The sequence below is a fragment of the Shewanella sp. H8 genome (genome assembly GCF_040285065.1).
In the GTDB taxonomy this organism is placed as follows: Bacteria; Pseudomonadota; Gammaproteobacteria; order Enterobacterales; family Shewanellaceae; genus Shewanella; species Shewanella polaris.
Genome location: NZ_CP157213.1, coordinates 72,384 through 98,597, shown reverse-complemented (window position 1 = coordinate 98,597; position 26,214 = coordinate 72,384). Strand labels below are relative to the sequence as shown.

The window sequence follows — 26,214 nt, the reverse complement described above, 5'->3', positions numbered from 1 at the left end:
CCAATAAAAGCACTTTCTATTTAAGATAAAAACGAGTTTGGGTGAATTGTTCAGTTATCAATTCCATTTCTGTATACAAGTTCACTCTCATTGACAATTTACTGAAAGTTTACATCTACAAAAACAAGGTATCTAAAATAGCTCATGCCAATGATTTTATTGAATAAATAAAGATTGATTAACTTATTAAAATAGGGGTTTTGTAGTAACTACACCGTAAGCGCGAGTACGAGTCTTGACTGTCACGCCATAAATGAGAATAATTATCAAAATCAATACCGACATATACTTTGATCATTATGTTTACCTCCAGCTTTATCGCCACCAGCCCATTGAAATTAACTCCAAATAACCAACAAGCTATTTTGGGAATCGAAAACTTAGCAATTCCTTTCTCATCAGAAAACACTCATTTTTACGTCATCGATAACACGCCTAAACAACAAGCTTATTTACACCGAAACATTTTTGATTGCTGAAGATAGAGGCATGAACTTTAAAAGCCAACTTATCACTTTAAAACAGACCAAACAAACATAGGAAATATGCATGCTACCTGAAAAATCCAGATTCACTTTGACCACCATTGCGGTGGCCATTGCAGCCAGCCTTGCTAGTTCAGCGGTATTTGCTGACGACAAAAGTCAGACAGAAGTCAAACCCGAAGTCATTGTGGTGACAGGGAGCTTATTGGGTAATTCTGAAGTTGCTGATTTAAAAACTTATACCGGTAACCGCTCAATCATTACTTCTGATCAAATAGAGCGTACTGCAGCTAGGTCAATCGATACAGCACTACAGCAGGTCCCTGGGATTAAAATTAAAGACGAAACTGGAACGGGGATTTTACCTAATATATCCGTACGAGGTTTAGACAGCAGCCGCAGTGGCTATGCCCAAATATTACTCGATGGGATCCCAATGACACTTGCTCCATATGGGCATACTGGTCAGTCATTATTCCCTGCCACCTTATTCATGATAGATAGAATTGATGTAGCACGCGGCGGAGCATCGATTCAATATGGCCCTAACAACGTTGGCGGCGTAATAAACCTTATTTCTAAGCCAATCCCAACAGACTGGGAAACCAGCCTTAATGAACGCACGACCTTCTTTGGTGACAGTAATACCTTATTTGATACTAACGTCAGCACTGGCGGCGCGGTTAATGAAGATTTTTCGATGCGTTTCGATGGCAACATCACCAAAGGGGAATCGTTTCGTGAACACTCCGAAACTGACATTAAAAACCTAATGTTAAAGACCCTATGGAATATCGATGAGCAAAATAGCTTTGATGCCACGCTACAATATTACGATGCTTTTTCTGAGCTACCAGGTGCCTTAAATACCGCCGCATATGAAGCTGATCGAGAACAATCTCTACGCCCTAATGATGAATTTAATGCCAATACTAAACGAGTGTCATTGAAATATAGCCATGTTCTCGATGATTCGAAAATTATCGATTATGGTGAGATTGATCTCAGAGTATTTGGTAATAAGAGTTCACGTAATTTTCAGTGGGATTTTTATGACTCAAGCAAAGACACCGACGGTAATTTAGGTACTAGCTGGAGTGATACTACGCAAGAAGCCACTCATCTGCGTAACTCTCCACGCGACTTTACCGTGTTTGGCATTGAGCCAACTGCAAGTCTGCTTATTGATGGTGATATTAGTCAGCACATTATCGCTGGTGCTCGTTATATTAATGAAGACATTAGCTACCAACTAAACCACATAGAAAAATCGACTCAAACTGCAACTCGTCCGCGCGACTGGCAAATGGATACTAATGCCATGGCCTATTATGTGAGTAATAAAGTGGGATTCTTTGATGACACATTTTCGATTACCCCTGGCATAAGATATGAAGATGTCCGCATGACCTTTACCAATGTTGGACAAGGTTATAGCCAAGATAATCACGTGACCGAGTGGCTTCCGGGCATCACTTTAGGTTACGAATTCAGTTCAAATTGGTTTGCGTATACCAATGCTCAACGCTCATTGAGAACGCCGCAAATTTCACAATTATGGCCTAAAGATCAAACTCTAGAATCAGAGCTATCGTGGAACTATGAAGCAGGCGTACGCTTTACCCCAACAGAACGCAGTAACTTAAGTATTGCGGCTTACCGTATCGATTTTGAAAATAAAATAGAGTACGACGGTGACGTTAGTCTGTTCGTCAATATTGGCCAAACCCGTAACCAAGGTATTGAGCTAGAAGGCACTTACTCACCTATGTCGCTACCAGATCTGGTTCTAACGGGTGCCTACAACTATTTAGATACTGAACAACTTGATGGAGAATTTGCCGGTAACGAATTGGCTTATGTGTCTAAACATCAACTTTCTGCCAGTGCTTTATACAGTATTAAGGATGTCGATTTAGGATTAATGGCCTTTTATTACAGCAAATCATTTTCCGACCTGGCTAACACAGTTGAAGAGAATGTATCTGGTACATCGGGAGAAGTGCCTGCGTATACCGTGGTTAACTTCAATATTGGTACTGAGTTTTTCAAACAAGATAGTCACGGCCTAAAAGTGGGATTATCCGTCAATAATCTATTTGATAACGAATACTACTTTAGAGGCTTAGATGTATCGCCAGCGGGACGAGTGCCAGCATCGGGTCGTTCACTGAGCTTAGATGTCGGTTACACCTTCTAACTGACATCCGTTTCTAAGAACGTATTGTTAGCTCAAATTGAAATGTATACATGCCCTAAAAAAACAAAGCCTCAACAAATATGTTGAGGCTTCTTTATTATAAAATACAGACTGACCTAATACTTCACGGATAAATTAACGCCGTTTTAGCCTTGGTCAAAAAGAAGATTATCCTTGACACTGGTCATCATAAAACCATGACGTTAGGGTGATGCTAATAACAGTCCCCAATTAATATTAAACAATCAGATCTTTCATCAATTCTTCCAACACATCAGCCTGACGACTCAAACTCTCAATTTCTGTTGCAGTGGCATTAACTAAGTCCATCACTTGAATAGAACTGCTTCTGACAGAATCAACATCATTAGCAATATTATCAGCGACGGCACCTTGCTCTTCTGCCGCGGCGGCAATTTCCAAACTTCTGTCAGAGATATGCTGATTTTGCTCAGCAATTTCGCTCATATTTTGGCTTGCATCTGTCATAAACTGTTCGCTGGTCTGAGCTTCTGTTACTGTTTTCGCCATCACGCTCATCACGCCTTTACTATTGGTTTGCAGCGTTTCGATGATCTTTTGAATCTCGACGGTAGCTGCTTGAGTTCTACCCGCTAAGGTTCTTACCTCATCTGCAACAACTGAGAATCCACGACCCTGTTCGCCTGCTCTTGCAGCTTCAATAGCAGCATTAAGGGCGAGTAAGTTGGTTTGCTCCGATATGGCATTAATTGTTGATATTACATCACCAATTTTAGTGGTACTGGTATCGAGTTCGGCAACGGCAACAGAGGCACCACGAACGTCTCCCGCTAATTTATTAATCTCAACCAAGGTTTTTTGGATTTGAGCTTGTCCTTGAGTTGTTTTTTCTGTTGCTCGCGATATTTGTGTAGACGATTCTTGAGCGTGACTAGCAACCTCTCGAATCGACACAGCCATTTCTTCAGTGGCACTCGCTAGCGAATCAATACGATCTTGCTGCACACTGGCCAACTGGGTATTATCATCGCTACGAACACGCAATTGAGCACTAATCTGTTGGATAAGAGCAATGGTTTCTTGGGTGGCTTTCACCAACTGATGTTCACGTTCTGAAACCCTATCCACCGTTCTTGCGATCAAATTAAATTCATTTCGTGACGGTGCATAGCCGATACGAGAAGCAAGGTCGCCTTCGGCTAACTTTCTCAATGCATGATAAATATGGAATAAACCACCACCAATGAACGTCTTAATATAGTGAGAGCAGACAATCATCAGCAACAAACTCAAACTAATGGCAATGATGTGCCATAAACCTAATCCTGTCACAAAACTAGTGCCATCTACATAACTCAATGAATAGTTCTGCCCTGACACCTGTGCTGAAATATCAGTATTATTACCAATGTTAATCGGGGTGTTTTGCAACAGTGGTGCTAATTCAGATGAAGATAATTGTGTGGAGGAGGCTAATTGAGCAATCAAGTCCACTTGTTGCTGTGCCTCTACGGTGCGTTGTGAAGATGCCGCATCGATGAAACAAATGCCAATAACCACAATGGCAAGCACGGCAGTAAAGAAAAGAACAAGAAAATTCTCTTGCAGTTTTACGTTGATTAAGTACTTGTCTATCCAACGAAATGCAACTTCTTTCACGATGATATCTCCAAAAATGAGCAATGATTATTGAGGTCAATAAACACTCATTTAACCGATTATATTAATATAACAACACACATAATTAGGTGAATAATATATGACTATTTGTTTAAAGAGTCTTTAAATTACAAAGTTGACGTTTAGATCACGTAAAAATACCATAAAAGACCGTTATTGCTACTGCTTAAACACAAATGGATAACGTTAACTAAAAGGCCTTTGTGGTATCAAGAAACACCGAATGCTGAAAACACTGCACTTGAAGCGATAGCTGACAAAAACGCATTAAACTAACAAGACAGCTTAATTAATCTTGTCGTTGCGTGATTAAATATACTTTAGCTAAAATTGAGGTTATTGATTGATCTTCTGATAGTTGGGGGCCAGCAAAAAAGCCCTCATTAACGTGTATCCGGGTAACACGGCCAATAAATACAAGGCTTCTTTTAACGAAGTATGATGCGCTAGCACACCAATAATAACGGGGCCACACAACAAACCTCCATAGGTAAATGTCGCGACAAATGCAATCGCAACGCCCGACTTGTGCTCATTAACAGAAGCAGCTTTTGAAAACACTAGCGGCACAATAATAGAGTAACCTACCCCCATAAATGCGAAGCCAAGCAGAGCAATATAAGGTGATTGCACCAATATAATCATCATCACCCCCAAAAGACTGAATAATGCACATCCTCTAACGACTAAAGTGACACCATATTTATCAATAACGGTATGACCGAATAACCTTGCAAGTACCATAAAGATTGAAAATATTGCGTATGCCCAACCTGCAAAGCTCATATCGGTAGCAAACTCTTGGCGCATAATAACCGCACTCCAGTCGGCTACAGCCCCCTCGCCCAAAGCACAAAACATCGCAATCAACCCTATTGAAACCAAAAATAGCTTAGGTAACTTAGTGTTGTCATCAACAACACCTGTAGCACTCTGCACGGTTGTTGCGGTAATAAGTTTAGGTTGACGAAGTAACATGTAAAATGGCGCGAAAAAGCCACAGATAATAATAAAATGAACTAAGGTACCGATATCAGCCCACATCAATAACACCGAACTGGCCGCTCCAACCCCTGCACCTAAACTGAACATGGCATGAAAGAAAGGCATCAGTTTTTTATTCGTCAATCCTTCTGTTTTTGCCGCCCAGCTATTCATCACCACATCCATTCCGCCGTGTAAAAATCCGAAACAAAACAATGCGACCGCGAGACAAATAGTATTATTACTTAAGGCTAACCCAATAAAAGGAATGGGATACAACACATAAGCCAGTTTTGACATAACTTGTACGCCCAGCTTATCGCTTAACCTTCCCGCCAACGGAAATGACACCACCGCACCGAATGCAAGCAATAGCAGAAACAACGATAATGTTTGTTCATCTAAGGCAAATTTCTGTTTGAAAAATGGCATTTTTGCCGCCCACGAGCCAAACAAACAGCCATTAAAGATAAATAACAATGACACTGCATAGATATTATTTTTGAGAGAATGCATAACAGCTCTAACTCCCAGTCTATTGGTGTGATAGGCCTTCAGTGGATATTAATTAAAAGCTTAGCCAAGGGTAAAACAAGCTACACATAGTAACTACCGGCGGCATTTGAGCAGAGCAATAGCGGCTAACCATTGATACAGTTTGAGTCATAGTCCCATAATGAAAAAGTGACGATTACAAAAAAGACTATGACACACTATTAAATGACTTTGTGGCAGAGGTTGCTTGAGTTATTACACTAGATAAAGTTTTAATGCATTTCCGGGGATCGAACTTTGTGTCGCCACAGCAAAAGAGGCCCACAACGCGCCTTCATGCATTGCATCGGTAATCGACATATGTTGGCATATACCATGGATGACCCCAGCGGCATAAGCATCGCCCGCCCCAGTCGTATCAACTACATCAGCAATAATGGCCGGCACATGCTGTTCATCTGCCTCACTATAAACCGTGGCACCTTTTTCACCATCTGTGACAATAAAATAGGCCAATGCCTCACCCGCAATAGCTTGAGCAAATGCCCATGGTTCTTGGTTACAGCGGCCTTGCATATCGGTAATTGAAGCTATCAACACATGGCAAGGTCGGTTGCGTTCATCTTTCGCCAATTGTGATATCACTTTGCAATTAGGATTAGACGCTATAGCATTCGCTGCCCAAGCGCCCGCACCTTTTGCTGAAGAGTTAATATAAAAAACATCCCAATGTTGCCAATCAGGTGGTGCTGGCAGTTGAAAAATAGGCCGTTGTGGGCGAATAATAGTGCGCTCACCATCAGGTGTCATGACCAATAACATTTCGCAAGTATTACCATTAAAACGATGCACTAAACGGCAATCGAGCCCTAAAGTACTCGCTTTAGCTAAAATCCAGTCACCTATGTCATCACTACCGACCTCACTCACCAATGCCACATTGTGTTTAGCCCACACTAACCCCAACCCGGTATTCGCCCCACCGCCGCCTAAACGCAGCCCACCGTCTTGATAATGAAATCGACCACCGGTTTGCAGTGGTTTATCGAGACGCAAAATTCGGTCGCAATTGATATTGGCAAGCAAAAGAATATTGGCCATGCAACTCACCCCAAAAAAATATACCTAAAAAGAACCTTGAGTATAATACCAATCAGGTTAATTATCTGTACCGTTTAGGTAGATTCAGGCTTTTCGATGAATGAGAGTATAAATATAAGAAGATGAACACTTGAATAAAAGATAATGACTACCATTGACGCAACAAAAAGGCCGTGATAATCACGGCCTTAAATTGCTCATCACAAGACAAGGTTACATATCTGCTTCGGCAAGTGGTTGACGTAATTGGGCGCGCACATTGTCCATGCCAGAGTAAAACTCTTTCATCATCAATAACCCAATCATTTTGCCGTTATCGGTCACAATCAATTCGTCAGGATTAACAGGGTCATTTTTAAGTGCCCCCATAGCTTTCATTGAAGACATTTCCTTGAATAAGGCGGTGTCTAAATTAACGTTAAACGTATCGCGGAAATATTTACGCGATAAGCGTCCAGAAAACATCCCTAGTAAAAAGCGATATTGCATCACTTCTTTTAGCTGATATTTTTTCTGTTGCTCAACAGCCATGCGGCCTTCAGCAATGCGTTGTTGGTATTTTTTCAGTGAAAATGTATTCACATACAAGGTGTCATTTAAAAAACTAAACGAACCAGAACCTATACCTAAATACTCATCATAATCAATAACGTACTCATCAAAACCTTCGTCATTGGTTTTACCAAATGCCCACGCTGACAGTTGTGTATATTGTCCTGTTAAGTGGTTTAAAATCTGGCGATATTGATTAACCATTTCACCTTGGGGTGCTGCTAAGCTGCCTTTAACACTTTTACGGGTTTGGTGGGTAATCATTAACGGATAGGTGGTAATTTGGCGAGGATCAAGTTTAGATGCCATTTCGAGATCGGATTGGATAATCTCATCAGTTTGACCACGAAAACCAAAAATCATATCAACGTTAATAATCGGAAACAGTTCTTTAGCCGCCATAATACGGTCAAAAGTTTGTTGTCCTGAACCAAACTTGTCTAAGCGATCGGTCATTTTTAAAATGCCATCATCAAAGCTTTGTACCCCAATCGACATTCTGTCAACTAAGCCTTTTAATTGCTTAAACTCAGGGTTAGCTAAATGCTGTGGATCTGACTCACAAGACACTTCTTTAATCGTTGGAAATAACGTTTTTGCCAGTTCGATTGTGCGGGCTAATTCATCTTCAAGCACGGTTGTGGTACCGCCGCCAATGTACATAGATTGGAACTCATATCCCAAATCTTTAGCCATTTGCATTTCTTTACGCAGCGCAACAAAGTATTCGCGCGCTTTGTCTTCGCGGAATAAAAATCGGTGAAAGGTGCAAAAAGAACACAAGGTATGGCAAAACGGAATATGTGCATACAACATGTATCTTTTTCCTTCGACAGGCTTTGGCATACGGTCAGTAGAGATGGTGTCGAGACGCAAATTTTTATCAACATAAAATTGCATCACCTTCTCCATAGAGCTGATCATCCAATTGGGTACCGTAATATTAGACTGATAAGGTTTAATCAACTCTTGACTGGCTGATTGAATAATTGGAGACATAAAAAATCCTAATTGAATTAAGCCCTGAGAGCAAAACCATTGATAAAAAGCGCACAATAAAAGACGCGTACCATAAGCAGAAAAACAAAATATCACTTTAGAGATAGCTAAAATGTGAACTAGCCAATAAATATACAAACTAACATGCTTATCTCTACCTATTTGTTAAGCAGATCATGTTTTAGACACGGCTGTTTTATCTTAAAAAATTTAATGACTCATCAATAACACAAAGCAAGCGGCACGGGCTGCCAACGTTGGACGCGTATGGGAATAAAGTGAGGGAGATTAATTATTAAGCTATTGATAAAAATTATTAAACATCAACCAATTTAAATGAAATCATGAATAAGGTTTGCTGATTAGGATACACAGTTTGGATTAACTGCTTTAACTCAGCTAATGGTAAGCTTTCTTGAGTAGCATGAAACTCATTAATGCCATCAAACCTTAATGGTTCCACCGCCAAAATGATAATGTCGCACACCTTTGTATGTCTTTCGAGGGTGAACACTTCAACTTGGCTACCTGGTAAATAATGATTCTCGCTGGCATCGCGGATAGTAATCGTTTTTTGCCCTGATGCAACGAAGGGCGTTAAAAACTCAAAAAAGGTTATTTCTGTGGGTGCAGTAATCATTAACAACCTTAATTAATGATTTAAATTAACAATATAAATTAACGACATAAAGCGCCGCGTAAGCGCTAATGACTCAAGCTAAAATCAGATTTATAACCTCGCGTACTCGCCTGGGCTTTGATTAAAGTAACGTTTAAACTCGCGACTAAATTGGGCGGTACTTTCATAGCCCACCTGAGTTGATACCTCTTTTACCTTTAAATGTTGCAGTTGTAACAACGCCTTAGCTTTGTTCAGGCGAATTTTCTTTAAATATTGTATAGGTGATGAAGCGGTAACTTCTTTAAAACTACGATGGAATGCCGACGGACTCATATTAACCAAGCCAGCTAATGTGTCTACTTCAACCGACTCACCATAATGTTTATGGATGTAATTAAGGGCTTTTTCCACCCTAGATAAACGAGTATGACTTAACGACAACGCAAAAAGCGGTGCCGCATTGGGCGAATCTAACAAGCGATATAACAACTCAAGCACGAGCGCTTCGCCCATTACTTTAGCCTCTAATGGCGACTGCAATGCTTGTAATAGTCGAATAACGCTGCAGTCCATGTCTTCAGTGTTATCGGCAACAAAAAAACCACTCTGGCGTGACCCGTTTAAATCTTTGGGGATTTGATGATGTTCGTCCATCAGTCGAATAATGTAATTAAGTTGCACTAAATCGATATCCACCATCAATACCAATACTGGCTCTTCAATGCTGGCAAAGGTTTCACATTCTACCGGCAATGGGACTGTCATCACTAATGAGCGCTGGCGGTCATAGTCGAAAGTTTGATTGTCTACATAAACCCGCTTTTTACCTTGGCCAACAATAAGCACTCCCTGTGAATAGCACAATGGCCCGCGTGCACCATATTGTGAGCTGCGAAACACATGCACGCCAGATAAATAAGTATCATTGACCCCTTCTTTTGGGGCTAGCTGTGCCATTAATGTTGCTATCTCACTCATATCCTTCGCCTCAGAAAAAATCATGAAACCGATACTAGCAAAAAAGCAGTAAAAGGTATTAAATTTATCAAAAAACCATCATATTTACACAATAAAGATAGGAATAGGCATGAACACGATAGTTCTGTGTATGTTTATTTTGACTCAAAGGGCTATCATAGCCACATGATTTATCCTTGCTGTTATGTATAAGAAATCCATACATCAACAAGTTGTACATGTACTCTTTATATACAAACATCAGCCAATTATTTGTTTCACCGCTAAACCAAAAGGCACCAATTATGCTTAATTTTGATTATCGTAACCCCACTCATGTTGTTTTCGGTAAAGATCGTATTGCAGAGTTAGACCAACTTGTTCCAGCCAATGCGCGAGTATTAATCACTTACGGTGGCGGTAGCGTGCAACGTTTCGGTACACTCGATAAAGTGAAAGCCGCATTAGGTAATCGTACAGTATTTGAATTTGGTGGCATTGAAGCCAACCCTAAATACGAAACACTGTTGCAAGCTGTAGACGTTGCCCGTAAAGAAAAAATCGACTTCTTACTGGCTGTTGGTGGTGGTTCGGTTATGGACGGCACTAAGTTTATCGCACTGGCGACTCAGTTTGATGGCGACACAGCAAGTCTATTACATCACGGCTTTACACCGGTTCCAGTGGCTAATGACAAGGTTATTCCACTTGGCGTTATTGCTACCCTACCGGCTACGGGTTCAGAAATGAACGCCTTTGCAGTCGTCAGTTATCAAGGCGGTAAGTATCCAGTAAACCACCCATGTGTGTACCCAACATTTGCCATGCTTGATCCTGAATTAACCTTCAGCTTGCCAAAAATTCAAGTGGCCAACGGTGTTGTCGATGCGTTTGTGCATGTGCTTGAGCAATATGCAACGTATCCTGTTGATGCCCGCGTACAAGACCGCATGGCAGAAGGCATTATGCGCACCTTAATCGAAATTGGCCCTATCACTGTTGAAGAGCCAACTAACTACGATGCCCGCGCTAACTTAATGTGGAGCGCTACATCTGCCCTAAACGGCATGATAGGTACAGGTGTGCCATTAGATTGGTCAACTCACATGATTGGACATGAGCTAACCGCACTATTCCATATCGACCACGCACAAACCTTAGCCGTAGTATTACCATCGCTATGGCGTGTGTTGAAAGAGCAAAAACACGCTAAATTAGTACAATACGCAGCACGTGTTTGGGATATCACAGAAGGTGACGAAGACAGTCGCGTAGATCAAGCCATTGACAAAACTGAAGCTTTCTTCAAGCAAGTAGGCTTACCTGTACGTTTACGCGATCACGGTGTAACGCAAGATCAACTAGGTCTAGTAGTCGATGCTTTAGAAGCACATGGTATGACCGCATTATCTGAAAGTGGCAAAGTAGACTTGGCCACCAGCCGCAAGATTTTAGACATGGCGTGGTAATAGTGCTTATAACCCAAACAATGAACTCATTATTTGTTTGGGATTAAGTTGCTATATTTCAAACTAAAAAGGGCTTAACAATGACTATCATTGTTAAGCCCTTTTTGTTGCCCTAAACGGGTGGCGCATTAGCATCCTATATGAAGAATGAATGCCATATAAAGATAAAGAAACTAAACAAAGGAGCAATAATAAGGAGTCTAGTTAATGATTACCGATTAATGCGGAGTAACGCTTGAGAATAGGTTCATTACCACAACACCAACGAGAATTAACGTCATCCCCACCAGTGCACCTACATCTAATTTTTGTCCATACATCACCCAAGCGATAACTGTGATTAATACAATTCCAAGCCCAGCCCAAGTGGCATAAGCGATACCAACAGGAATACTTTTTAACGCTAACGATAGAAAGTAAAAAGACAATACATAGCCAACCACCACCACAATTGAAGGTGCTAATTTTGAAAACCCATCGCTTGCTTTAAGCGCTGAAGTGGCAACAACTTCAGTTAAGATAGCCACACTTAAAAATATCCAACTTTTCATTTTTACTTTCTACGCAGACAAAACAGTCGCGCAGTATAAAGACTAAATAGTGATAAGCAAAAGTAAAAAATGAAAGTGTGATCTATTGATTAGAAACTAAAGATAGACAAGAAATTAATCGCTAATATTACACGCTCATCTCAATGGCTTTTTTAGGGGTAAAGCTGCTGCCTATAGATGCGATAATAACCAACCCGATGGCAGACCACTGCAATAAAGTCAGTTGTTCACTCAATATAATAAAGCCAGCTAATGCGGCAATCGCGGGCTCTAAACTCATTAGCACACTAAAAGCCTGTGTTGGCATATTTCTTAGGGCCACCATTTCCAAAGAATAAGGTAAGGCACTGGATAACACACCAACCAATAATCCAAGAGGTAATACTTCCCAACTAATTAATACCAATCCTTGGCTTACAGCACCAACAGGTACCAGCACTAACGCCGCCACAGTCATGCCTAAAGCAACGGTAATACCACCCGATCCTTGCTTGCCAGTACGGGTGCCAAACAAAATATAACCAGCCCAACATGCTCCGGCACCCAGTGCCATTAATGCACCGCCAAGGTCAAGACCTTGCGCACTAGATAAGTTAGGCAGTAAAAGTAAAATTCCAGCGATGGCGCATGCCACCCAAAACAAATCGCTTTTGCGCTTTGAGCTAAATAAGGCTACCGCCAGAGGGCCGGTAAACTCAAGCGCGACAGCAATGCCTAACGGAATACGCTCAATCGCAAGATAAAATAAGATATTCATTCCACCAAGGCACAAACCATAAATAATAATGCTTTGCCAATCTCGGCCCTGAGGTAGTGCACGCCAAGGACGGAACACTAACCAAAGTACCGCTGCGGCAAATCCTAAACGTAAAGCTGTTGTGCCTTCAGGCCCAACGATAGGGAAAAGTTGCTTAGCTAAAGATGCACCAGACTGTATGGTGATCATAGCCAATAAAACACAACCTACAGCCGTTAGCAGTCCGCGATTGATTTGCATTAAAATATATCCAAAAATGAAAATACAAGAGGAGGCATTCTACCTGAGACAAGTGAATCCCTGCAGTAATTATTATCATCCACAATTTCGGTTGCATTTAAAGGGTCAAGATATTCAAACGACAATGAATTTTACTCGGGTTCTTGTGATGATAAGCATTTTATAAATTCAATTTTACTATTAGTAATCGAGCCATTATTTTCATAGCCACAAATTTGATAACCACTCGCAATAAGCATTTGCAGCATAGCCGGAAACTGATTCATAGATTTAACCCTAATAGTGTTAAAACCATTTTCAATTGCCCATGATTCCTGAAGTAAACGCAGTTGAGAAGCCACTTTCATTTTTCGATGTTCAGGTGCAACACCGCCTAACCAACTGTAAAACAGACCATCAGTTAACTCGTAACCCAATTTAAAACCAACAGGAACGTTATGGTACCGAGCAATTAAAATGAGATGTTTTTTCTCTGCCAGTCTCTTTTCAATGATGTCTGCAGATATTTCAGAACCCAATTCAGGTACTTGCGCCAATACAGATACAATGTCTGATATCGTTCCAAGATCGCATTTATATTTCATAAAACCACCCATTACACGTTTTAATTACTTTGCATTATTTTCAATAAAAAAAACACCTTGTTAGTGACCTAACAAGGTGTTTTATTTATGCAGTTAACAAGTGTGTTTACACTCGTTTTACCCGTTTATTCTTTGTATTTTAACGTACCATTAGCTTTGATTTCGTCGTACCACAAGTTGTGATGCTGTGAAGCCCAGTTTTCGTCGCAATAACCTGAAACCATACATTCCATACCGCCTTCGCTGAGTACAGTTGCCATCCAAATATGCACTATGGTAAACGCGACAATAACCACTGCGCTAACACCATGTATAAGCAGAGCGAGCATTGACCAAATGCGAGGTAAATCAAGCATAGGGAAAACTAACATAACCCCAGTGACACTGATGCAAAAACCAAAAATAGTTAAACTCCAGAACCACATTTTTTCACCCGCATTGGCAAAACCACTGTCTGGGTGTTTGCCTTTAAACGGACCAAAGTTAATGTAACCACCAACCACTAAAAACCATTTTAAATCATACAGTTTAATAGTTTGTAACGGCATCCACTTAATAACACACACTAACCAAGACACCATAAATATAGGGCCTGACCAATCATGACTAAACTTGCTTAATGCAATTGTTGCCGCCCAAATACCGTCTCCGACATAAGGGGCGATAAAATGCCGTCCAAGCATAATGACTAAACCGGTTAACATCAAAACTAAGCACGATATGGCCAGAATCCAATGTATCCACAGATCAGCTTTGCTCCAACGAAATACCAATTTACCCGAAAAGCCTTTACTCAGCGTAGCTGGGCCATTCACAAAGTAAAACACGAGAAAAGCGGCAAAAACGCCGACAAAAGCGAAAGCGAATACAGGCTTAAGGTAAGTATTTCGTAATTCTTTACCTTCGTTACCTGCAACGTTTACCAACACACCTGCGTCTACGCCTTTATATGTACTATAGCCAGCTTTACCCGCTTTTATGTCACGCCAGAGATCTGCATCTCCAGTCATCGACCTTGCTTGTTCTTGACTTGATTTTTCATCGGCGGCATACACCGACGATGTAGCAAATCCCAATCCCATACACAGAACTAATAGAGCAAATATTCTGCGCAATGATTTGTTTAACGTTAAAGTTAACATTGTCACTCCTTTATATGGCTGCGAACAAAGTCGCAGCCCATGCTCTAATTAGACTGATTCACCCGTTTTAGGATCATAACCCCAAATGGCATTTGGATTACCACGTGTAGCCATGCGCTGACGATAAATGTCAGACACGATATTGGCGTCGCCCGCAAGCAATGCTTTAGTCGCACACAACTCGGCACACATTGGTAATTTACCTTCCGCAATACGGTTAGAACCGTATTTTTGGCGCTCAGCTTCAGAATGATCTTCTTCTGGGCCACCAGCACAGAAAGTACATTTATCCATTTTTCCGCGACTACCAAATGCAGTCTTTTTAGGGAACTGTGGTGCACCAAATGGACAAGCATAAAAACAGTAGCCACAACCAATACAGGTATCTTTGTTGTGTAGCACTATGCCGTCTGCGGTACGGTAGAAACAATCGGCCGGACATACAGCCATACATGGAGCATCAGAACAATGCATACATGCGACTGAAATTGACGCTTCACCAGGAACACCATCGTTTAATGTCACCACGCGGCGACGTTGAATACCCCACTCTAAAGCAGAGTCGTTTTCGTTTTTACATGCGGTGACACAGCCATTACATTCGATGCAGCGCTTGGTATCACATAGAAATTTCATTGTAGCCATTTTGGCAATTCTCCTCGCTTAACTGCAATTACGCTTTTTCAATCTGACAAAGCGACGCCTTGGTTTCCTGCATTTGAGTCACAGGGTCATAACCATAAGTCATTGCAGTGTTCGCTGATTCACCGATAACGAAAGGCACTGTGCCTTCAGGGTAATTAGCCGCTAAACTTTCGCCGTGCATTACACCAGCAAAGTGATATGGCATCCAAGTCACACCAGGCTTAACGCGTGGAGTTACCATCGCCTTAATCTTAATGCGTCCGCCTTCAGCACCTTCTAACCATATTGAGTCACCATCACGCAAACCGCGATCAGCAGCATCTGCAGGGTTCATTTCAACAAACATTTCTTGCTGTAGTTCTGCAAGCCAAGGGTTAGAACGCGACTCTTCACCACCACCTTCATATTCAACCAAACGACCAGATGTCAGTATTAATGGATATTTAACTGAACTATCATGCTGTTGAATTGTTTTATATAAAGTTGGTAAACGATAAACTCGCATATCATCGTAAGTTGGATATTTACTCACTAAGTCACGACGTGGTGTATACAGTGGTTCGCGGTGAATAGGCACCTGATCAGGGAAATTCCACACGATACAACGTGCTTTAGCATTACCGTAAGGAGTACAACCATGTTTAACAGCGACACGCTGTATACCGCCAGAAATATCGGTTTTCCAGTTATTACCTTCAGCGTGTTGTTTCTCTTCGGCCGTTAAATCATCCCACCAGCCAAGCTGCTTAAGCATGTCTGCAGTGAACTCTGGATAACCATCTTCAATTTCAGCACCTTTAGAAAAGCTGCCGTCTGCTAACAGATTCTCGCCTTGGTATTCAACGCCGAAACGGGCACGGAAGTTACCACCACCCTTTGACACATGTTTACTTGTGTCATACAGAATTTGTGTACCTGGGTGTTTCTGTTCTGGCGTACCCCAACATGGCCAAGGCAAACCATAAGTTTCACCTTTAACTTCGCCACCAGGAGCTTCCAACGTTTTATTGCTGAATAATCCCCAGTTTTGGGTGTGCAGTTTAATACGCTCAGGGCTTTGGCCTGTCATACCAATAGTCCACATACCGCGGTTAATTTCGCGAGTCACGTCTTCTATCACTAGCATGTCATTGGCATCTTTAGCGATACGCTTGGTGTACTCTTTATCAAAGCCAAGCTTTTGCGATAAGCGGTACATAATTTCAAGGTCAGTTTTCGATTCAAATAATGGCTCGATCACTTTTTCACGCCATTGTTGGCTACGACCAGAGTTAGAGACTGAACCCTCTGTTTCGTATTGAGTCGTTGCAGGTAACAAGTACACGCCATCTGTACGACGGTGCATAACGGCTGCCATGGTTGGGAATGGATCAACTACAACCACAGTGTCCATCTTGTCTAGTGCATCACGAACATCATTCTGGCGGGTTTCGGTGTTAACTGACTGTCCCCAGAAGAAACCCATACGAATATTGTCTTTTTGAGTTAAATTCTCAGCGCTTTCTAACACACCATCATGCCAGCGAGAACATGGAATACCCGGAGTGTTGATTGGCAAACTGCCTAAATATTCGTTTTGATCAAAGCGTGATTTAACCCAATCTAAATCTAGGCTCCAAACATTGGTCCAATGTGCCCATGCTCCAGAAGTTAACCCGTAATAACCTGGTAAATTATCGAATAATAAACCTAAGTCAGTCGCACCCTGCACATTATCGTGACCACGGAAAATGTTAGTACCACCACCTGATACACCCATGTTGCCAAGTGCAAGTTGTAAAATACAATAAGCGCGAGTGTTAGCATTACCGACGTGATGCTGAGTACCACCCATACACCAAATAACAGTACCTGGACGGTTATCGGCCATCAGTTTCGCAGCTTGGTAAACCTCTTCTTCGCTACAACCTGTGATACTGGCTACTTCTTTTGGTGGGAACTTCTTGGCTTCTGCACGAATAGATTCCATTTCGAAAACACGTTCTTGGATAAAGGTTTTATCTTCCCAACCGTTTTCAAAGATGTGCCATAACATACCGTAGATAAACGGGATGTCAGTACCAGGACGTAGGCCACAATGTAAGTCTGCATGTGCAGCAGTACGAGTAAAGCGTGGATCTACAACAATTATTTTAGCGTTGTTTTTCTCTTTCGCGATCAAGATATGTTGCATTGCAACTGGATGCGCCTCGGCAGGATTAGAACCGATAAAAAAGATTGCATTGGCGTTTTGAATATCATTGAAAGAGTTGGTTTGCGCACCGTAGCCCCAAGTGTTAGCAACACCGGCTACCGTGGTAGAGTGACAAATACGCGCACAGTGGTCGATATTGTTCGTACCCCACATTGCTGCAAATTTGCGATACATATAGCAGCCTTCGTTCGAAAACTTAGCACTACCCATAAAGTAAATTGAATCAGGACCAGACTCTTTACGAATATCCAACATCTTGTCACCCACTTCGTTAAAAGCTTGCTCCCAAGATATTTTTTTCCACTTGCCGCCAACCAATTTCATTGGGTATTTAACGCGTTTTTCGCCATGGCCATGTTCGCGTAATGCAGCACCTTTGGCACAATGTCCGCCAGCATTGAATGGATGATCGAATGCAGGTTCTTGGCCTGTCCACACGCCATTTTGTACTTCAGCGTATAAACCACACCCTACCGCACAAGCACTACATATAGTGCGCTTGATTTCTGTTGGTGCATCGTAGGGTACATCTTTCGCTTCAGCACGACGGATCATGCCTGTGCCCATCATTGATGCAGCCGCAATACCACCGGTAGCAATACCCATTTGTTTTATAAATTGACGACGATTAATACCAAGCTTACTTGAAGCTTCATTGGTAGGAGCCGTGATTGACTTGCGAGTTAATTTCATCGCTTAAATTCTCCTAAACTAGCCGCGTAAGCTATCGTAATAACTGTTGATGTGGGCCGTTTCTTGATAGCCATTAGTGTGCGAAGTGCTAGCACTTTTTTCAGTTGCTTGGGCAACCTTAATGCCTGTCACGGCAATCGCGACACTTGCTGTACCACCAAGAGTGATAGCTTTCAGCAAAGATCTACGATTTAAATCAGGTTGTTGCTTACTCATTTAATCTCCCATCGAAAACGATTGTCTTCTGCCGCACCTCATAGAGGTTGCATTCTTGTTGTATAATATTGAATAAATACTACTTCATAGTAGGTAGTGATTATTTTCGGAGCCATAGTAGAAACAATGGAGATTTGTTTATTTGATCTACATTAGAAACTCAGTAGTTAATTAATAAAAAATCTAGAAATGTCAGTTAGATCACACTGGGGATGGTTTGAAACCAACCAAGATCACCAATCCAGCTAACGAATTTCTTCATCAAACAGCGGGAAATCAAATAGGGTTAATCAAAGGCAAGCTTTTAAGACAACGTTTTGTTCAGTAATGACACTTAAGTTGGTTTATATTTGGTGCATAGACTTACCCTAAGTCGATAGCTTTAGCGCTAAATAACTTGATTTTGGCACGTGCAACAGAATCGATTTATGCATTCCACTGCAGCATTGAATTCATTAAGATGGCAACCACCATTTCGATATTAATTCACCTTAAGCAACATGCGTAATGTGCTCTTACTGAACAAATAATGAATGTAATGGGTATTGGTTAATTTAAGATGTAGAGAGGCCGTTGAATCTGACTTATCGATTTTATTAATGTTGTGTTTATTTTATACCTGACATAAAAAAACACCCCGAGGAATAACCTTGGAGTGCAACTCTAACGTTAAAGGCGTCGGTAAGTATTTATATTTCTCGCTGTCATCTGGTTAAGAGGCAATGAATAAAATAAAACACTCACTGGCCAACAAGCTACAGATAATCTGTTTGGGTATTTATTATTTATCAAGCGCCTGATGGAATGCTTTTATAAAAGCATCATAGTCTTCAAATTGCGGCATGTGACCTAAGCCTGGCAACTCAATAAGCACTGAGCCTTTAATCAAATTATGAGCATTAACGCCGAGTTTTTGATATTCGCCTAATTGTCTGGTTACACCTTCTTTTAACCATCCTCTACCTGGGCCGGTTTTATCTCTGGTGCCTATAATCAGCACAGTTTCATTGTTAATTTGTGAAAACCTATCGACAATGTTTTCTGAGAAAATCGGACCATAAGTTAATGCATTATTCCAAGCTACGATCTTCCAATCATCACCAGCAAGCATGCCTTTCAAAGGCACTAAAAGTTTCTCGTATTCGCTTGACCACTTGCCATCATAATAATTTTTCTTCTGATAGTTTCTCGCTTTGTCGAGTGTTTTAGCGAGCTCATTTTTATAAAAAAAGTTAACATCTTTAAACTGCACATATTTGCCGTAATCTTCTAAACCAATAGGGTTAATCAGAATCAATTTATTCACGGCATTAGTATAGTTAGCCGTAAATGTAGTCGCTAACATGCCACCCATTGAGTGACCAACAAGATCAAATTTTTTGATATCTAAACTGTCCAATAATAACTTGGTATTTAAGGCTAATTGGCCGAAACTATACTGATAAGCCTCAGGTTTTGAAGATTTACCAAAGCCGATTTGATCTGGAATAATGACTCGGTAGTTTCTTTTTAGCAGGTCGTTTGCCACGCGGTCCCAATAGTAGCCTGAAAAATTTTTGCCATGTAATAACACGATGACTTTTTCTGCGCGTTTATCGCCCACATCCATGTAGCGCATTTTTAAATCTTTATCTTGAGAATTAAAATTAAATGTCTTAACGTCAAATGGATAATCAAACCCATCCAACTCTTTATTATACTTAACGGAATTTGCCGCATATGCCTGTGTTACCACAGCAAATAGGGCAAATAATACAACACAAAATTTCTTCATATTAATCTCTCTTAAATCAATCGAAAAACAGCCACAAATGAACCATGATAGCCAATTTGATATTAAATCTACATTTCTTGCTTAATTTGACCGTAGGCTAACATCGCAAACAATCCTGTGCCGCCAATAATATTCCCTATTAACATTGGTCCAATATGGTGTGACAGCGCAGTGATAAAATTCATTTCCCCATTGAGCACAAGGCTAAATATCTCATTGGAGCCAGCAATAACATGGGTAAACTCTCCCGCTGCGATTAGCCATGTAAACATAATGATAACGAGTACCTCAGAGCCTTTTGCCGAGGGCAACATCCACACCAAAGAAGCAATAAAAAATCCGGCTGGTATGCCACGCATTAATGTCTCTGAAGGCGTTAACTCTGCAACATGCCGTGATATCTGCAAAATAGCGCTCAGGATCTCTTCTGTCAGTATGCCACCGTGAACGAAAATAGCCGCCGTGAGAAATGTACCAACAAAATTAGCACCTAGCACTATGGCCCACAGGCGGGCGGTACAAACAAGACGACGTTGGGTGGTATTAGCCAACAGTGGCAGCACGACGGTTATGGTATTTTCAGTAAAAAGTTGCAGTCTTGCTAGAATGACCAGCACGAAACCGAAAGTGTAACCAAGGCTTTCAATAATCGACAAATACGGGTGTTCGGAGCCTATATTGCTGCGAATGATACCTTCAGCCAAAACCGACGATGAAATACCGATACCAGCAGCAATCCCAGACCACCACAAAGACATCAGCGGTCGTTCCAATTCTTCCAGGCCTTCACGCAGAATAATTGAATAAACAGTAAGTGATGACAGACTACCGTGCTCGATTACCGCATCACGTTCCGAACCTGTCAGCGCTATCTCTGTTGGCGTTGGCTCATTCTCCCGCGCCTCACGCATTTCAACCTTATTGCTAGACTGTTCATTACCATTGTTGGACGGCTTGGTTTTGTCGGCCTGGTCAGGTCCATTTTGTGTCATATTATTATCCTTTTCGGTCTTTAACCTGACTTAAACAATAGACGGCTTATATCATCAATTCAACAGGATCGGTAAGCCACTATGATGCTTGAAAATACTATATTAATAGTCGGTAATATACTATGGCAGCATGGTTATTTAACATTAACCTAGGTGTCATAGATGGGATAAGCAAATCAAAATCCAAATCAGAATCTTTAAGCTAATTCATATCAAGCTTGTCATTGGGTTTGCTAACTGGCACATTGACGGGCTATTGCGAGTTAAGAGTAAATCAGTGCGACACCATTAACGGAGCAAAGAACTTTATATCCCATTCCTAGGTTATTTATTACCTTTTTTAGGTAACGAATTGTAAGCGTCCCTTACGGTATCATATCCATAAATACGCTCTAATTTTCGTACCATAAAATGCCCTCTCGCCATGTCTTGGAAGTGATCAATAAATAAAGTATTAATGATTGCACCACCCGCGGCACCGACAGCCGGTACGGCTTGTGCAGCGGCTTTTTGGGTCACTTGAATACCAAATTTTTCTGCAATTTTAGTAATTAACTTAACTAAAATAGGTGCGGCTTCATCTGTCATACCTTTTTTTACCATAAATTCAGTCGCTTCTGAGACTGATTTTGCCAAGGCTGCTCTTACTGCAAAATATCCAGATTCACTACCATCATCTAAATCACTTTCGCCTCCTAAAGCAAACACCTCTAAACAAGCCATTTTGGTTTCCAGTGTGGTAATCAACTCGCCTTCACTACGAGCAATATCAGCGATCGAGCGCAGAATAATTGATGTTGAAATAGGAAGTTCAACCGCTATTGCAGCCAAGCCAAAGAAACCACCGACACCACCACTCACCGCGACGCCTAATTTGTGCCAAAGATTAGACGACTCTTCTCCTGGAATATCTTTCATAGTAAATATCGCCGCTTCTGACGCTTTAATTAGCGATTTCTCGGTCATTTTCGCGATATTTTTATTCCAGTTATCAGGTAGTAACGCTAAGCCTTTTTCAATAGGAGTCCCTATAAGATTAGTCATTTTTACCGCGAGTCCAGGGTTTTCTAATAGTGATTTGGCAACTAAAAGCTCTTTTTTATGTGATTCTGAAATATTCAACTAAACCCCTTAGTGGTGAAGCAACGCACCTGAGTTATTTTACATCTAGCAGACAAAACTAAAATCAATTTTAAACAAAATGCCACGTGTGGCAAATAAACTGGAAGCGTTTACTCGAGTATATTCCTACTAAGCTGTCCAATGTCCTAATGAAATAACATCGTTTGTTTCAACATTTATCACAATGCCTTTTAATGATAATTTATATGCAAAAAGTGAAGGTTTTTTATCTATAAATAGACTTTCGATCTCGAAATATTAGGTGTGTGGTTGATGTAAAACGGCTGAGGAAACTGACTATTAAACAAGAAATGATTTCAAGTAACGAAATGATAGATAAAAAATAGCTTGGTATTATTTATCTATAGGAGGTAAATACCCACGACCATTTTTAGTTAAATCACTCACACCTTCTGTTGCGTCATTTAGCGCGCGGCCATAATTAACACGACAGTGAATACAAGGGCTCATCTTATTCACAAAGCGACCTTTTTTTGTATACTTCCTCAAATAGGCATGTGAAATCACTACATTACCTTGATGTAATTCAATAACATCGGCTAATTTATTCCTTAAATCAGTTACTGCTGCATCTTCAGCGCACATATTGTCATTTGCACGGCCCCAGCCTATGACTTGTTTACTGGGATCGGAATGTACATATTTGGCCGCCACCCAAGGTCCACTATGGTAACCCGTTGATTTTCCATCAGGAAACTTAGAGGGCCTATTTGCCAATTCATACGCTATGAGTTCAAGCTGATCTGTTGGGGCTCTGTCACACAGGATGTCATGAAATGTAGGACGGCTAGTGGTGACAAAATAATTATGATTGTGGCTTATTTTTAAATCGTGATTATGGCGTGAATGATCAACTTTGTTTATGTTTTCTATTTTAGCGATAGCATCACTACAGGCCAGTATTTTGTCACCAATCTTCAGATCGACAGCCTTTATCCATTCCTCAGCAATTAGATAAAATTGATGTTCTTCCACCACAAGCATCAAGGTTGTTAATTCACCAATGGAATATTTAATCTCTAGCATAACGTCAGCAACACTTCCAAGTAGTTGTTAAATTGGTGGTCGTTAAGCACCTTAGACAGTGAGAAATCTAACAAATAACATCAATAACTTACCAGAACAACATATCAATAGAGAAAGTTAAACCACAGACTAAACCTAAGAAACCAATTCTAATCATCATTACCGACAATAAAGCTTAGACTAATGTCCATTGTTTAGTGACGCCTCAATACTTTTTAGTCAAAGTATAAAATGAGTTACCGTTCCTTATTCTTCGACTTCAGCCTTGTTCTTTTTCGCATTGCATTCCATAATTTGCATTTCTTTCTCGGCTTTGAGGCGACAAACAGCCAATTGCTCTAAACGCATAGTTTTAACTGTCGCGAGTGGATCATCAACTTGATTGCCTCGCTGTGACATATCGTACTCAATGATATCATCATCGGGTATATCATCATTATTTTTAGCTGTCATTATTACCTACCTTTTGTGCCACTTTAACGCCATCTTAAAGTCATCTTAAAGCCATCTTACTCATTAAAAGCCCATTCTAAAACTCTAGTCGCAATTAACATAGCCACCTATTTTTATCATCAGCAACATATCGTCTTTTAAAGGTTATAGCGATAGACTTATACCAATCCTTATTAGAATATGATCTATTTTAGGCTGCGTCACTAGGCCCAATACAATGAAAGTGACTGTAGGTGTAGTCTTCTACATCAAAGTCATTTGAAGCAGTAATGGGGGTTGTGGCACCGCCCCGAAGGGCGAATTTATCAGAGTGGTCTTCTTTGTTAGCCTTTCTAAACGTACGACTGCATGGATGCAGGAGGTAGAGCAACGCAGGAGCAGTTGCCGAGAACGACTATGTCTTCAAAAGGCTGCCTCGAATACCTCACTGATATTTTTCGCTAAAAGAGCAAATTCTAATGCGGATTGGTATTAATTACCCCTGCACATACATTTATCAGCGATATTGAATTATAGGTATATTAAAAACCAATAAAAAAAACACCTTGTCAGTGACCTAACAAGGTGTTTTATTTCTGCCATAACGAGTGTGTTCACACCCGAGTTACAGGTTTACTCTTTGTATTTTAATGTGCCATTGGCCTTGATTTCGTCGTACCACAAGTTGTGGTGCTGCGAAGCCCAGTTTTCGTCACAATAGCCAGAAACCATACACTCCATACCACCTTCACTGAGTACTGTCGCCATCCATATATGCACTATGGTAAACGCGACGATAATCACTGCGCTTACACCATGCACAAGAAGTGCGATCATTGACAGCTCACGTGTTAAATCGAGCATTGGGAAGACTAACATTATCCCAGATACACTGATGCAAAGACCGAAAATGGCTAAGCTCCAGAACCACATTTTTTCACCCGCATTAGCAAAACCACTGTCTGGGTGTTTGCCTTTAAACGGACCAAAGTTAATGTAGCCACCGACCACTAAAAACCATTTTAAATCGTACAACTTAACGGTTTGTAATGGCATCCACTTGATTATACAGACTAGCCAAGACACCATAAAAATGGGACTAGACCAGTCATGTACAAACTTGCAGAACGCGATTGTTCCCGCCCAAATACCGTCACCGACATAGGGAGCTAAGAAATGGCGCCCGAGCATAATGACCAAACCGGTTAGCATCATGATTAGGCACGATACGGCCATAATCCAATGTATCCAAAGATCAACTTTGCTCCAACGAAATACCAATTTACCCGAAAAGCCTTTACTTAATGTAGCTGGACCATTCACAAAGTAAAACACTAAAAAGGCGGCAAAAACACCGACAAAAGCTAAGCCAAGTGCGGGTTTTAGATAAGTATTTCGCAATATCTTGCCTTCATTACCCGCTACATTAATCAGCACATCAGCATCAAGGCCTTTGTCTGTACTGTAACCAGGTTCGCCAGCTTTTACTGCGCGCCAGAGATCTGCATCACTGGTTTTTGACGTTGCTTGTTGCTGGCTTGATTGTTCATCAGCGGCATACACCGGCGATGTAACCAACCCCAATCCCATACACAGAACCAACAGAGCAAATATCCTGCGCAGTGATTTGTTTAACGTTAAAGTTAACATTGTCACTCCTTAATACGGCTGCGAACACGTCGCAGCCTATGCTCTGATTAGATCAACTCGCCTGTTTTAGGATTGTAGCCCCAAATAGTATTTGGATTACCACGTGCTGCCATACGCTGACGATAAATGTCAGACACTATGCCTGCATCACCAGCCAACAATGCTTTAGTTGAACAAAGTTCAGCACACATTGGTAACTTGCCTTCTGCAATACGGTTTGAACCATATTTTAGACGCTCAGCTTCAGAATGATCTTCTTCTGGGCCACCAGCACAGAACGTACATTTATCCATTTTGCCACGGCTACCAAATGCAGTCTTTTTAGGGAACTGCGGTGCACCAAATGGGCAAGCATAGAAACAGTAACCACAACCGATACACGTATCTTTGTTGTGGAGTACGATGCCGTCTTCTGTACGGTAGAAACAATCGGCCGGGCATACAGCCATACATGGTGCATCGGTACAATGCATACATGCGACTGAGATTGACGCTTCTCCAGGAACGCCGTCGTTAAGTGTCACCACGCGGCGACGTTGAATTCCCCACTCTAAAGCAGAGTCGTTTTCGTTTTTACAAGCTGTGACGCAACCGTTACACTCGATGCAGCGTTTGGTGTCACACAGAAATTTCATGACTGCCATGATGG

Annotated in this window: 22 protein-coding genes; 2 read left to right on the top strand and 20 right to left on the bottom strand. The window is 41.1% G+C overall.

Going from position 1 to position 26,214, the window contains the following annotated elements:
• The first annotated feature begins 549 nt into the window (after positions 1 to 549).
• Positions 550 to 2,685, top strand: a complete 2,136-nt coding sequence (locus ABIS04_RS00410) for a TonB-dependent siderophore receptor (RefSeq protein ID WP_350432235.1) — start codon at positions 550 to 552, stop codon at positions 2,683 to 2,685.
• A gap of 237 nt (positions 2,686 to 2,922) precedes the next feature.
• On the opposite strand, the gene ABIS04_RS00405 is transcribed toward ABIS04_RS00410, so the two are convergent.
• From ABIS04_RS00405 to ABIS04_RS00380, 6 genes are all read right to left on the bottom strand, one after another.
• Positions 2,923 to 4,326, bottom strand: a complete 1,404-nt coding sequence (locus ABIS04_RS00405; protein WP_350432234.1) for a methyl-accepting chemotaxis protein — start codon at positions 4,324 to 4,326, stop codon at positions 2,923 to 2,925.
• A gap of 357 nt (positions 4,327 to 4,683) precedes the next feature.
• A complete protein-coding gene (locus tag ABIS04_RS00400) occupies positions 4,684 to 5,847 on the bottom strand; it encodes an MFS transporter (RefSeq protein ID WP_350432232.1) in 1,164 nt (387 codons plus the stop codon).
• A gap of 234 nt (positions 5,848 to 6,081) precedes the next feature.
• Positions 6,082 to 6,927 carry a PfkB family carbohydrate kinase gene (locus tag ABIS04_RS00395; RefSeq protein ID WP_350432230.1) on the bottom strand — a complete coding sequence of 282 codons (846 nt, stop codon included), beginning with the start codon at positions 6,925 to 6,927 and terminating at the stop codon, positions 6,082 to 6,084.
• Positions 6,928 to 7,140: 213 nt separating this feature from the next.
• Positions 7,141 to 8,478, bottom strand: a complete 1,338-nt coding sequence (locus ABIS04_RS00390) for a coproporphyrinogen III oxidase family protein (RefSeq protein ID WP_137223962.1) — start codon at positions 8,476 to 8,478, stop codon at positions 7,141 to 7,143.
• A 316-nt stretch (positions 8,479 to 8,794) separates the two neighbouring features.
• Positions 8,795 to 9,118, bottom strand: a complete 324-nt coding sequence (gene yqfB / locus ABIS04_RS00385) for a N(4)-acetylcytidine aminohydrolase (RefSeq protein WP_137223964.1) — start codon at positions 9,116 to 9,118, stop codon at positions 8,795 to 8,797.
• Positions 9,119 to 9,208: 90 nt separating this feature from the next.
• Positions 9,209 to 10,078: an AraC family transcriptional regulator gene (locus ABIS04_RS00380; RefSeq protein ID WP_350432229.1), complete on the bottom strand. Its 870-nt coding sequence runs from the start codon at positions 10,076 to 10,078 to the stop codon at positions 9,209 to 9,211.
• A 284-nt stretch (positions 10,079 to 10,362) separates the two neighbouring features.
• Here ABIS04_RS00380 and ABIS04_RS00375 point away from each other — a divergent pair, with 284 nt between their 5' ends.
• Positions 10,363 to 11,526 (top strand): iron-containing alcohol dehydrogenase, encoded by a 1,164-nt coding sequence (locus tag ABIS04_RS00375; protein WP_350432227.1) that lies wholly within the window; start codon positions 10,363 to 10,365, stop codon positions 11,524 to 11,526.
• Between the two features lie 218 nt (positions 11,527 to 11,744).
• Here the strand turns inward: ABIS04_RS00375 and ABIS04_RS00370 are convergent, their stop codons facing one another.
• The 14 genes from ABIS04_RS00370 to fdh3B (ABIS04_RS00305) form a co-directional block, all read right to left on the bottom strand.
• Positions 11,745 to 12,077 carry a multidrug efflux SMR transporter gene (locus tag ABIS04_RS00370; RefSeq protein ID WP_350432226.1) on the bottom strand — a complete coding sequence of 111 codons (333 nt, stop codon included), beginning with the start codon at positions 12,075 to 12,077 and terminating at the stop codon, positions 11,745 to 11,747.
• A 127-nt stretch (positions 12,078 to 12,204) separates the two neighbouring features.
• Positions 12,205 to 13,074 (bottom strand): DMT family transporter, encoded by an 870-nt coding sequence (locus ABIS04_RS00365; protein ID WP_350432225.1) that lies wholly within the window; start codon positions 13,072 to 13,074, stop codon positions 12,205 to 12,207.
• Positions 13,075 to 13,205: 131 nt separating this feature from the next.
• Complete coding sequence (locus tag ABIS04_RS00360) at positions 13,206 to 13,658, bottom strand: GNAT family N-acetyltransferase (protein WP_350432224.1); 453 nt, start codon at positions 13,656 to 13,658, stop codon at positions 13,206 to 13,208.
• 125 nt (positions 13,659 to 13,783) lie between these two features.
• On the bottom strand, positions 13,784 to 14,800 hold the full coding sequence (locus tag ABIS04_RS00355) for a formate dehydrogenase subunit gamma (protein ID WP_350432223.1): 1,017 nt from the start codon (positions 14,798 to 14,800) through the stop codon (positions 13,784 to 13,786).
• Between the two features lie 48 nt (positions 14,801 to 14,848).
• Positions 14,849 to 15,445: a formate dehydrogenase FDH3 subunit beta gene (fdh3B, locus tag ABIS04_RS00350; RefSeq protein ID WP_350432222.1), complete on the bottom strand. Its 597-nt coding sequence runs from the start codon at positions 15,443 to 15,445 to the stop codon at positions 14,849 to 14,851.
• Between the two features lie 28 nt (positions 15,446 to 15,473).
• Positions 15,474 to 18,332 (bottom strand): formate dehydrogenase subunit alpha, encoded by a 2,859-nt coding sequence (locus ABIS04_RS00345; RefSeq protein ID WP_140232912.1) that lies wholly within the window; start codon positions 18,330 to 18,332, stop codon positions 15,474 to 15,476.
• Between the two features lie 18 nt (positions 18,333 to 18,350).
• Positions 18,351 to 18,548: a formate dehydrogenase gene (locus ABIS04_RS00340; protein WP_137223988.1), complete on the bottom strand. Its 198-nt coding sequence runs from the start codon at positions 18,546 to 18,548 to the stop codon at positions 18,351 to 18,353.
• A 781-nt stretch (positions 18,549 to 19,329) separates the two neighbouring features.
• The gene (locus ABIS04_RS00335) at positions 19,330 to 20,322 is read right to left on the bottom strand and encodes an alpha/beta fold hydrolase (protein ID WP_140232910.1); all 993 of its coding nucleotides are present in this window, start codon (positions 20,320 to 20,322) and stop codon (positions 19,330 to 19,332) included.
• A 68-nt stretch (positions 20,323 to 20,390) separates the two neighbouring features.
• Entirely contained in the window at positions 20,391 to 21,314 is a 924-nt protein-coding gene (locus tag ABIS04_RS00330; RefSeq protein ID WP_140232909.1) for a formate/nitrite transporter family protein, read from the bottom strand.
• A gap of 324 nt (positions 21,315 to 21,638) precedes the next feature.
• Positions 21,639 to 22,436 carry an EcsC family protein gene (locus ABIS04_RS00325; protein WP_350432221.1) on the bottom strand — a complete coding sequence of 266 codons (798 nt, stop codon included), beginning with the start codon at positions 22,434 to 22,436 and terminating at the stop codon, positions 21,639 to 21,641.
• Between the two features lie 354 nt (positions 22,437 to 22,790).
• The gene (locus ABIS04_RS00320) at positions 22,791 to 23,483 is read right to left on the bottom strand and encodes a polymorphic toxin-type HINT domain-containing protein (RefSeq protein ID WP_350432220.1); all 693 of its coding nucleotides are present in this window, start codon (positions 23,481 to 23,483) and stop codon (positions 22,791 to 22,793) included.
• A gap of 246 nt (positions 23,484 to 23,729) precedes the next feature.
• Entirely contained in the window at positions 23,730 to 23,936 is a 207-nt protein-coding gene (locus ABIS04_RS00315) for a hypothetical protein (RefSeq protein ID WP_350432219.1), read from the bottom strand.
• A 612-nt stretch (positions 23,937 to 24,548) separates the two neighbouring features.
• Positions 24,549 to 25,565, bottom strand: a complete 1,017-nt coding sequence (locus ABIS04_RS00310; RefSeq protein WP_137224000.1) for a formate dehydrogenase subunit gamma — start codon at positions 25,563 to 25,565, stop codon at positions 24,549 to 24,551.
• Positions 25,566 to 25,612: 47 nt separating this feature from the next.
• Positions 25,613 to 26,209, bottom strand: coding sequence for a formate dehydrogenase FDH3 subunit beta (gene fdh3B / locus ABIS04_RS00305; RefSeq protein WP_137224002.1), 597 nt, complete (start codon positions 26,207 to 26,209; stop codon positions 25,613 to 25,615).
• Between the last annotated feature and the right edge of the window lie 5 nt (positions 26,210 to 26,214).

What these genes read in the sequence shown, in the direction of transcription:
- ABIS04_RS00330 (WP_140232909.1), bottom strand. Translation starts at nt 21,314, where the DNA reads ATGACACAAAATGGACCTGACCAGGCCGACAAAACCAAGCCGTCCAAC.
- ABIS04_RS00410 (WP_350432235.1), top strand. Translation starts at nt 550, where the DNA reads ATGCTACCTGAAAAATCCAGATTCACTTTGACCACCATTGCGGTGGCC.
- ABIS04_RS00310 (WP_137224000.1), bottom strand. Translation starts at nt 25,565, where the DNA reads ATGTTAACTTTAACGTTAAACAAATCACTGCGCAGGATATTTGCTCTG.
- ABIS04_RS00380 (WP_350432229.1), bottom strand. Translation starts at nt 10,078, where the DNA reads ATGAGTGAGATAGCAACATTAATGGCACAGCTAGCCCCAAAAGAAGGG.
- fdh3B (WP_137224002.1), bottom strand. Translation starts at nt 26,209, where the DNA reads ATGGCAGTCATGAAATTTCTGTGTGACACCAAACGCTGCATCGAGTGT.
- ABIS04_RS00315 (WP_350432219.1), bottom strand. Translation starts at nt 23,936, where the DNA reads ATGACAGCTAAAAATAATGATGATATACCCGATGATGATATCATTGAG.
- ABIS04_RS00400 (WP_350432232.1), bottom strand. Translation starts at nt 5,847, where the DNA reads ATGCATTCTCTCAAAAATAATATCTATGCAGTGTCATTGTTATTTATC.
- ABIS04_RS00365 (WP_350432225.1), bottom strand. Translation starts at nt 13,074, where the DNA reads ATGCAAATCAATCGCGGACTGCTAACGGCTGTAGGTTGTGTTTTATTG.
- yqfB (WP_137223964.1), bottom strand. Translation starts at nt 9,118, where the DNA reads ATGATTACTGCACCCACAGAAATAACCTTTTTTGAGTTTTTAACGCCC.
- ABIS04_RS00335 (WP_140232910.1), bottom strand. Translation starts at nt 20,322, where the DNA reads ATGAAGAAATTTTGTGTTGTATTATTTGCCCTATTTGCTGTGGTAACA.
- ABIS04_RS00370 (WP_350432226.1), bottom strand. Translation starts at nt 12,077, where the DNA reads ATGAAAAGTTGGATATTTTTAAGTGTGGCTATCTTAACTGAAGTTGTT.
- ABIS04_RS00355 (WP_350432223.1), bottom strand. Translation starts at nt 14,800, where the DNA reads ATGTTAACTTTAACGTTAAACAAATCATTGCGCAGAATATTTGCTCTA.
- ABIS04_RS00340 (WP_137223988.1), bottom strand. Translation starts at nt 18,548, where the DNA reads ATGAGTAAGCAACAACCTGATTTAAATCGTAGATCTTTGCTGAAAGCT.
- ABIS04_RS00390 (WP_137223962.1), bottom strand. Translation starts at nt 8,478, where the DNA reads ATGTCTCCAATTATTCAATCAGCCAGTCAAGAGTTGATTAAACCTTAT.
- ABIS04_RS00320 (WP_350432220.1), bottom strand. Translation starts at nt 23,483, where the DNA reads ATGCTAGAGATTAAATATTCCATTGGTGAATTAACAACCTTGATGCTT.
- fdh3B (WP_350432222.1), bottom strand. Translation starts at nt 15,445, where the DNA reads ATGGCTACAATGAAATTTCTATGTGATACCAAGCGCTGCATCGAATGT.
- ABIS04_RS00375 (WP_350432227.1), top strand. Translation starts at nt 10,363, where the DNA reads ATGCTTAATTTTGATTATCGTAACCCCACTCATGTTGTTTTCGGTAAA.
- ABIS04_RS00395 (WP_350432230.1), bottom strand. Translation starts at nt 6,927, where the DNA reads ATGGCCAATATTCTTTTGCTTGCCAATATCAATTGCGACCGAATTTTG.
- ABIS04_RS00360 (WP_350432224.1), bottom strand. Translation starts at nt 13,658, where the DNA reads ATGAAATATAAATGCGATCTTGGAACGATATCAGACATTGTATCTGTA.
- ABIS04_RS00345 (WP_140232912.1), bottom strand. Translation starts at nt 18,332, where the DNA reads ATGAAATTAACTCGCAAGTCAATCACGGCTCCTACCAATGAAGCTTCA.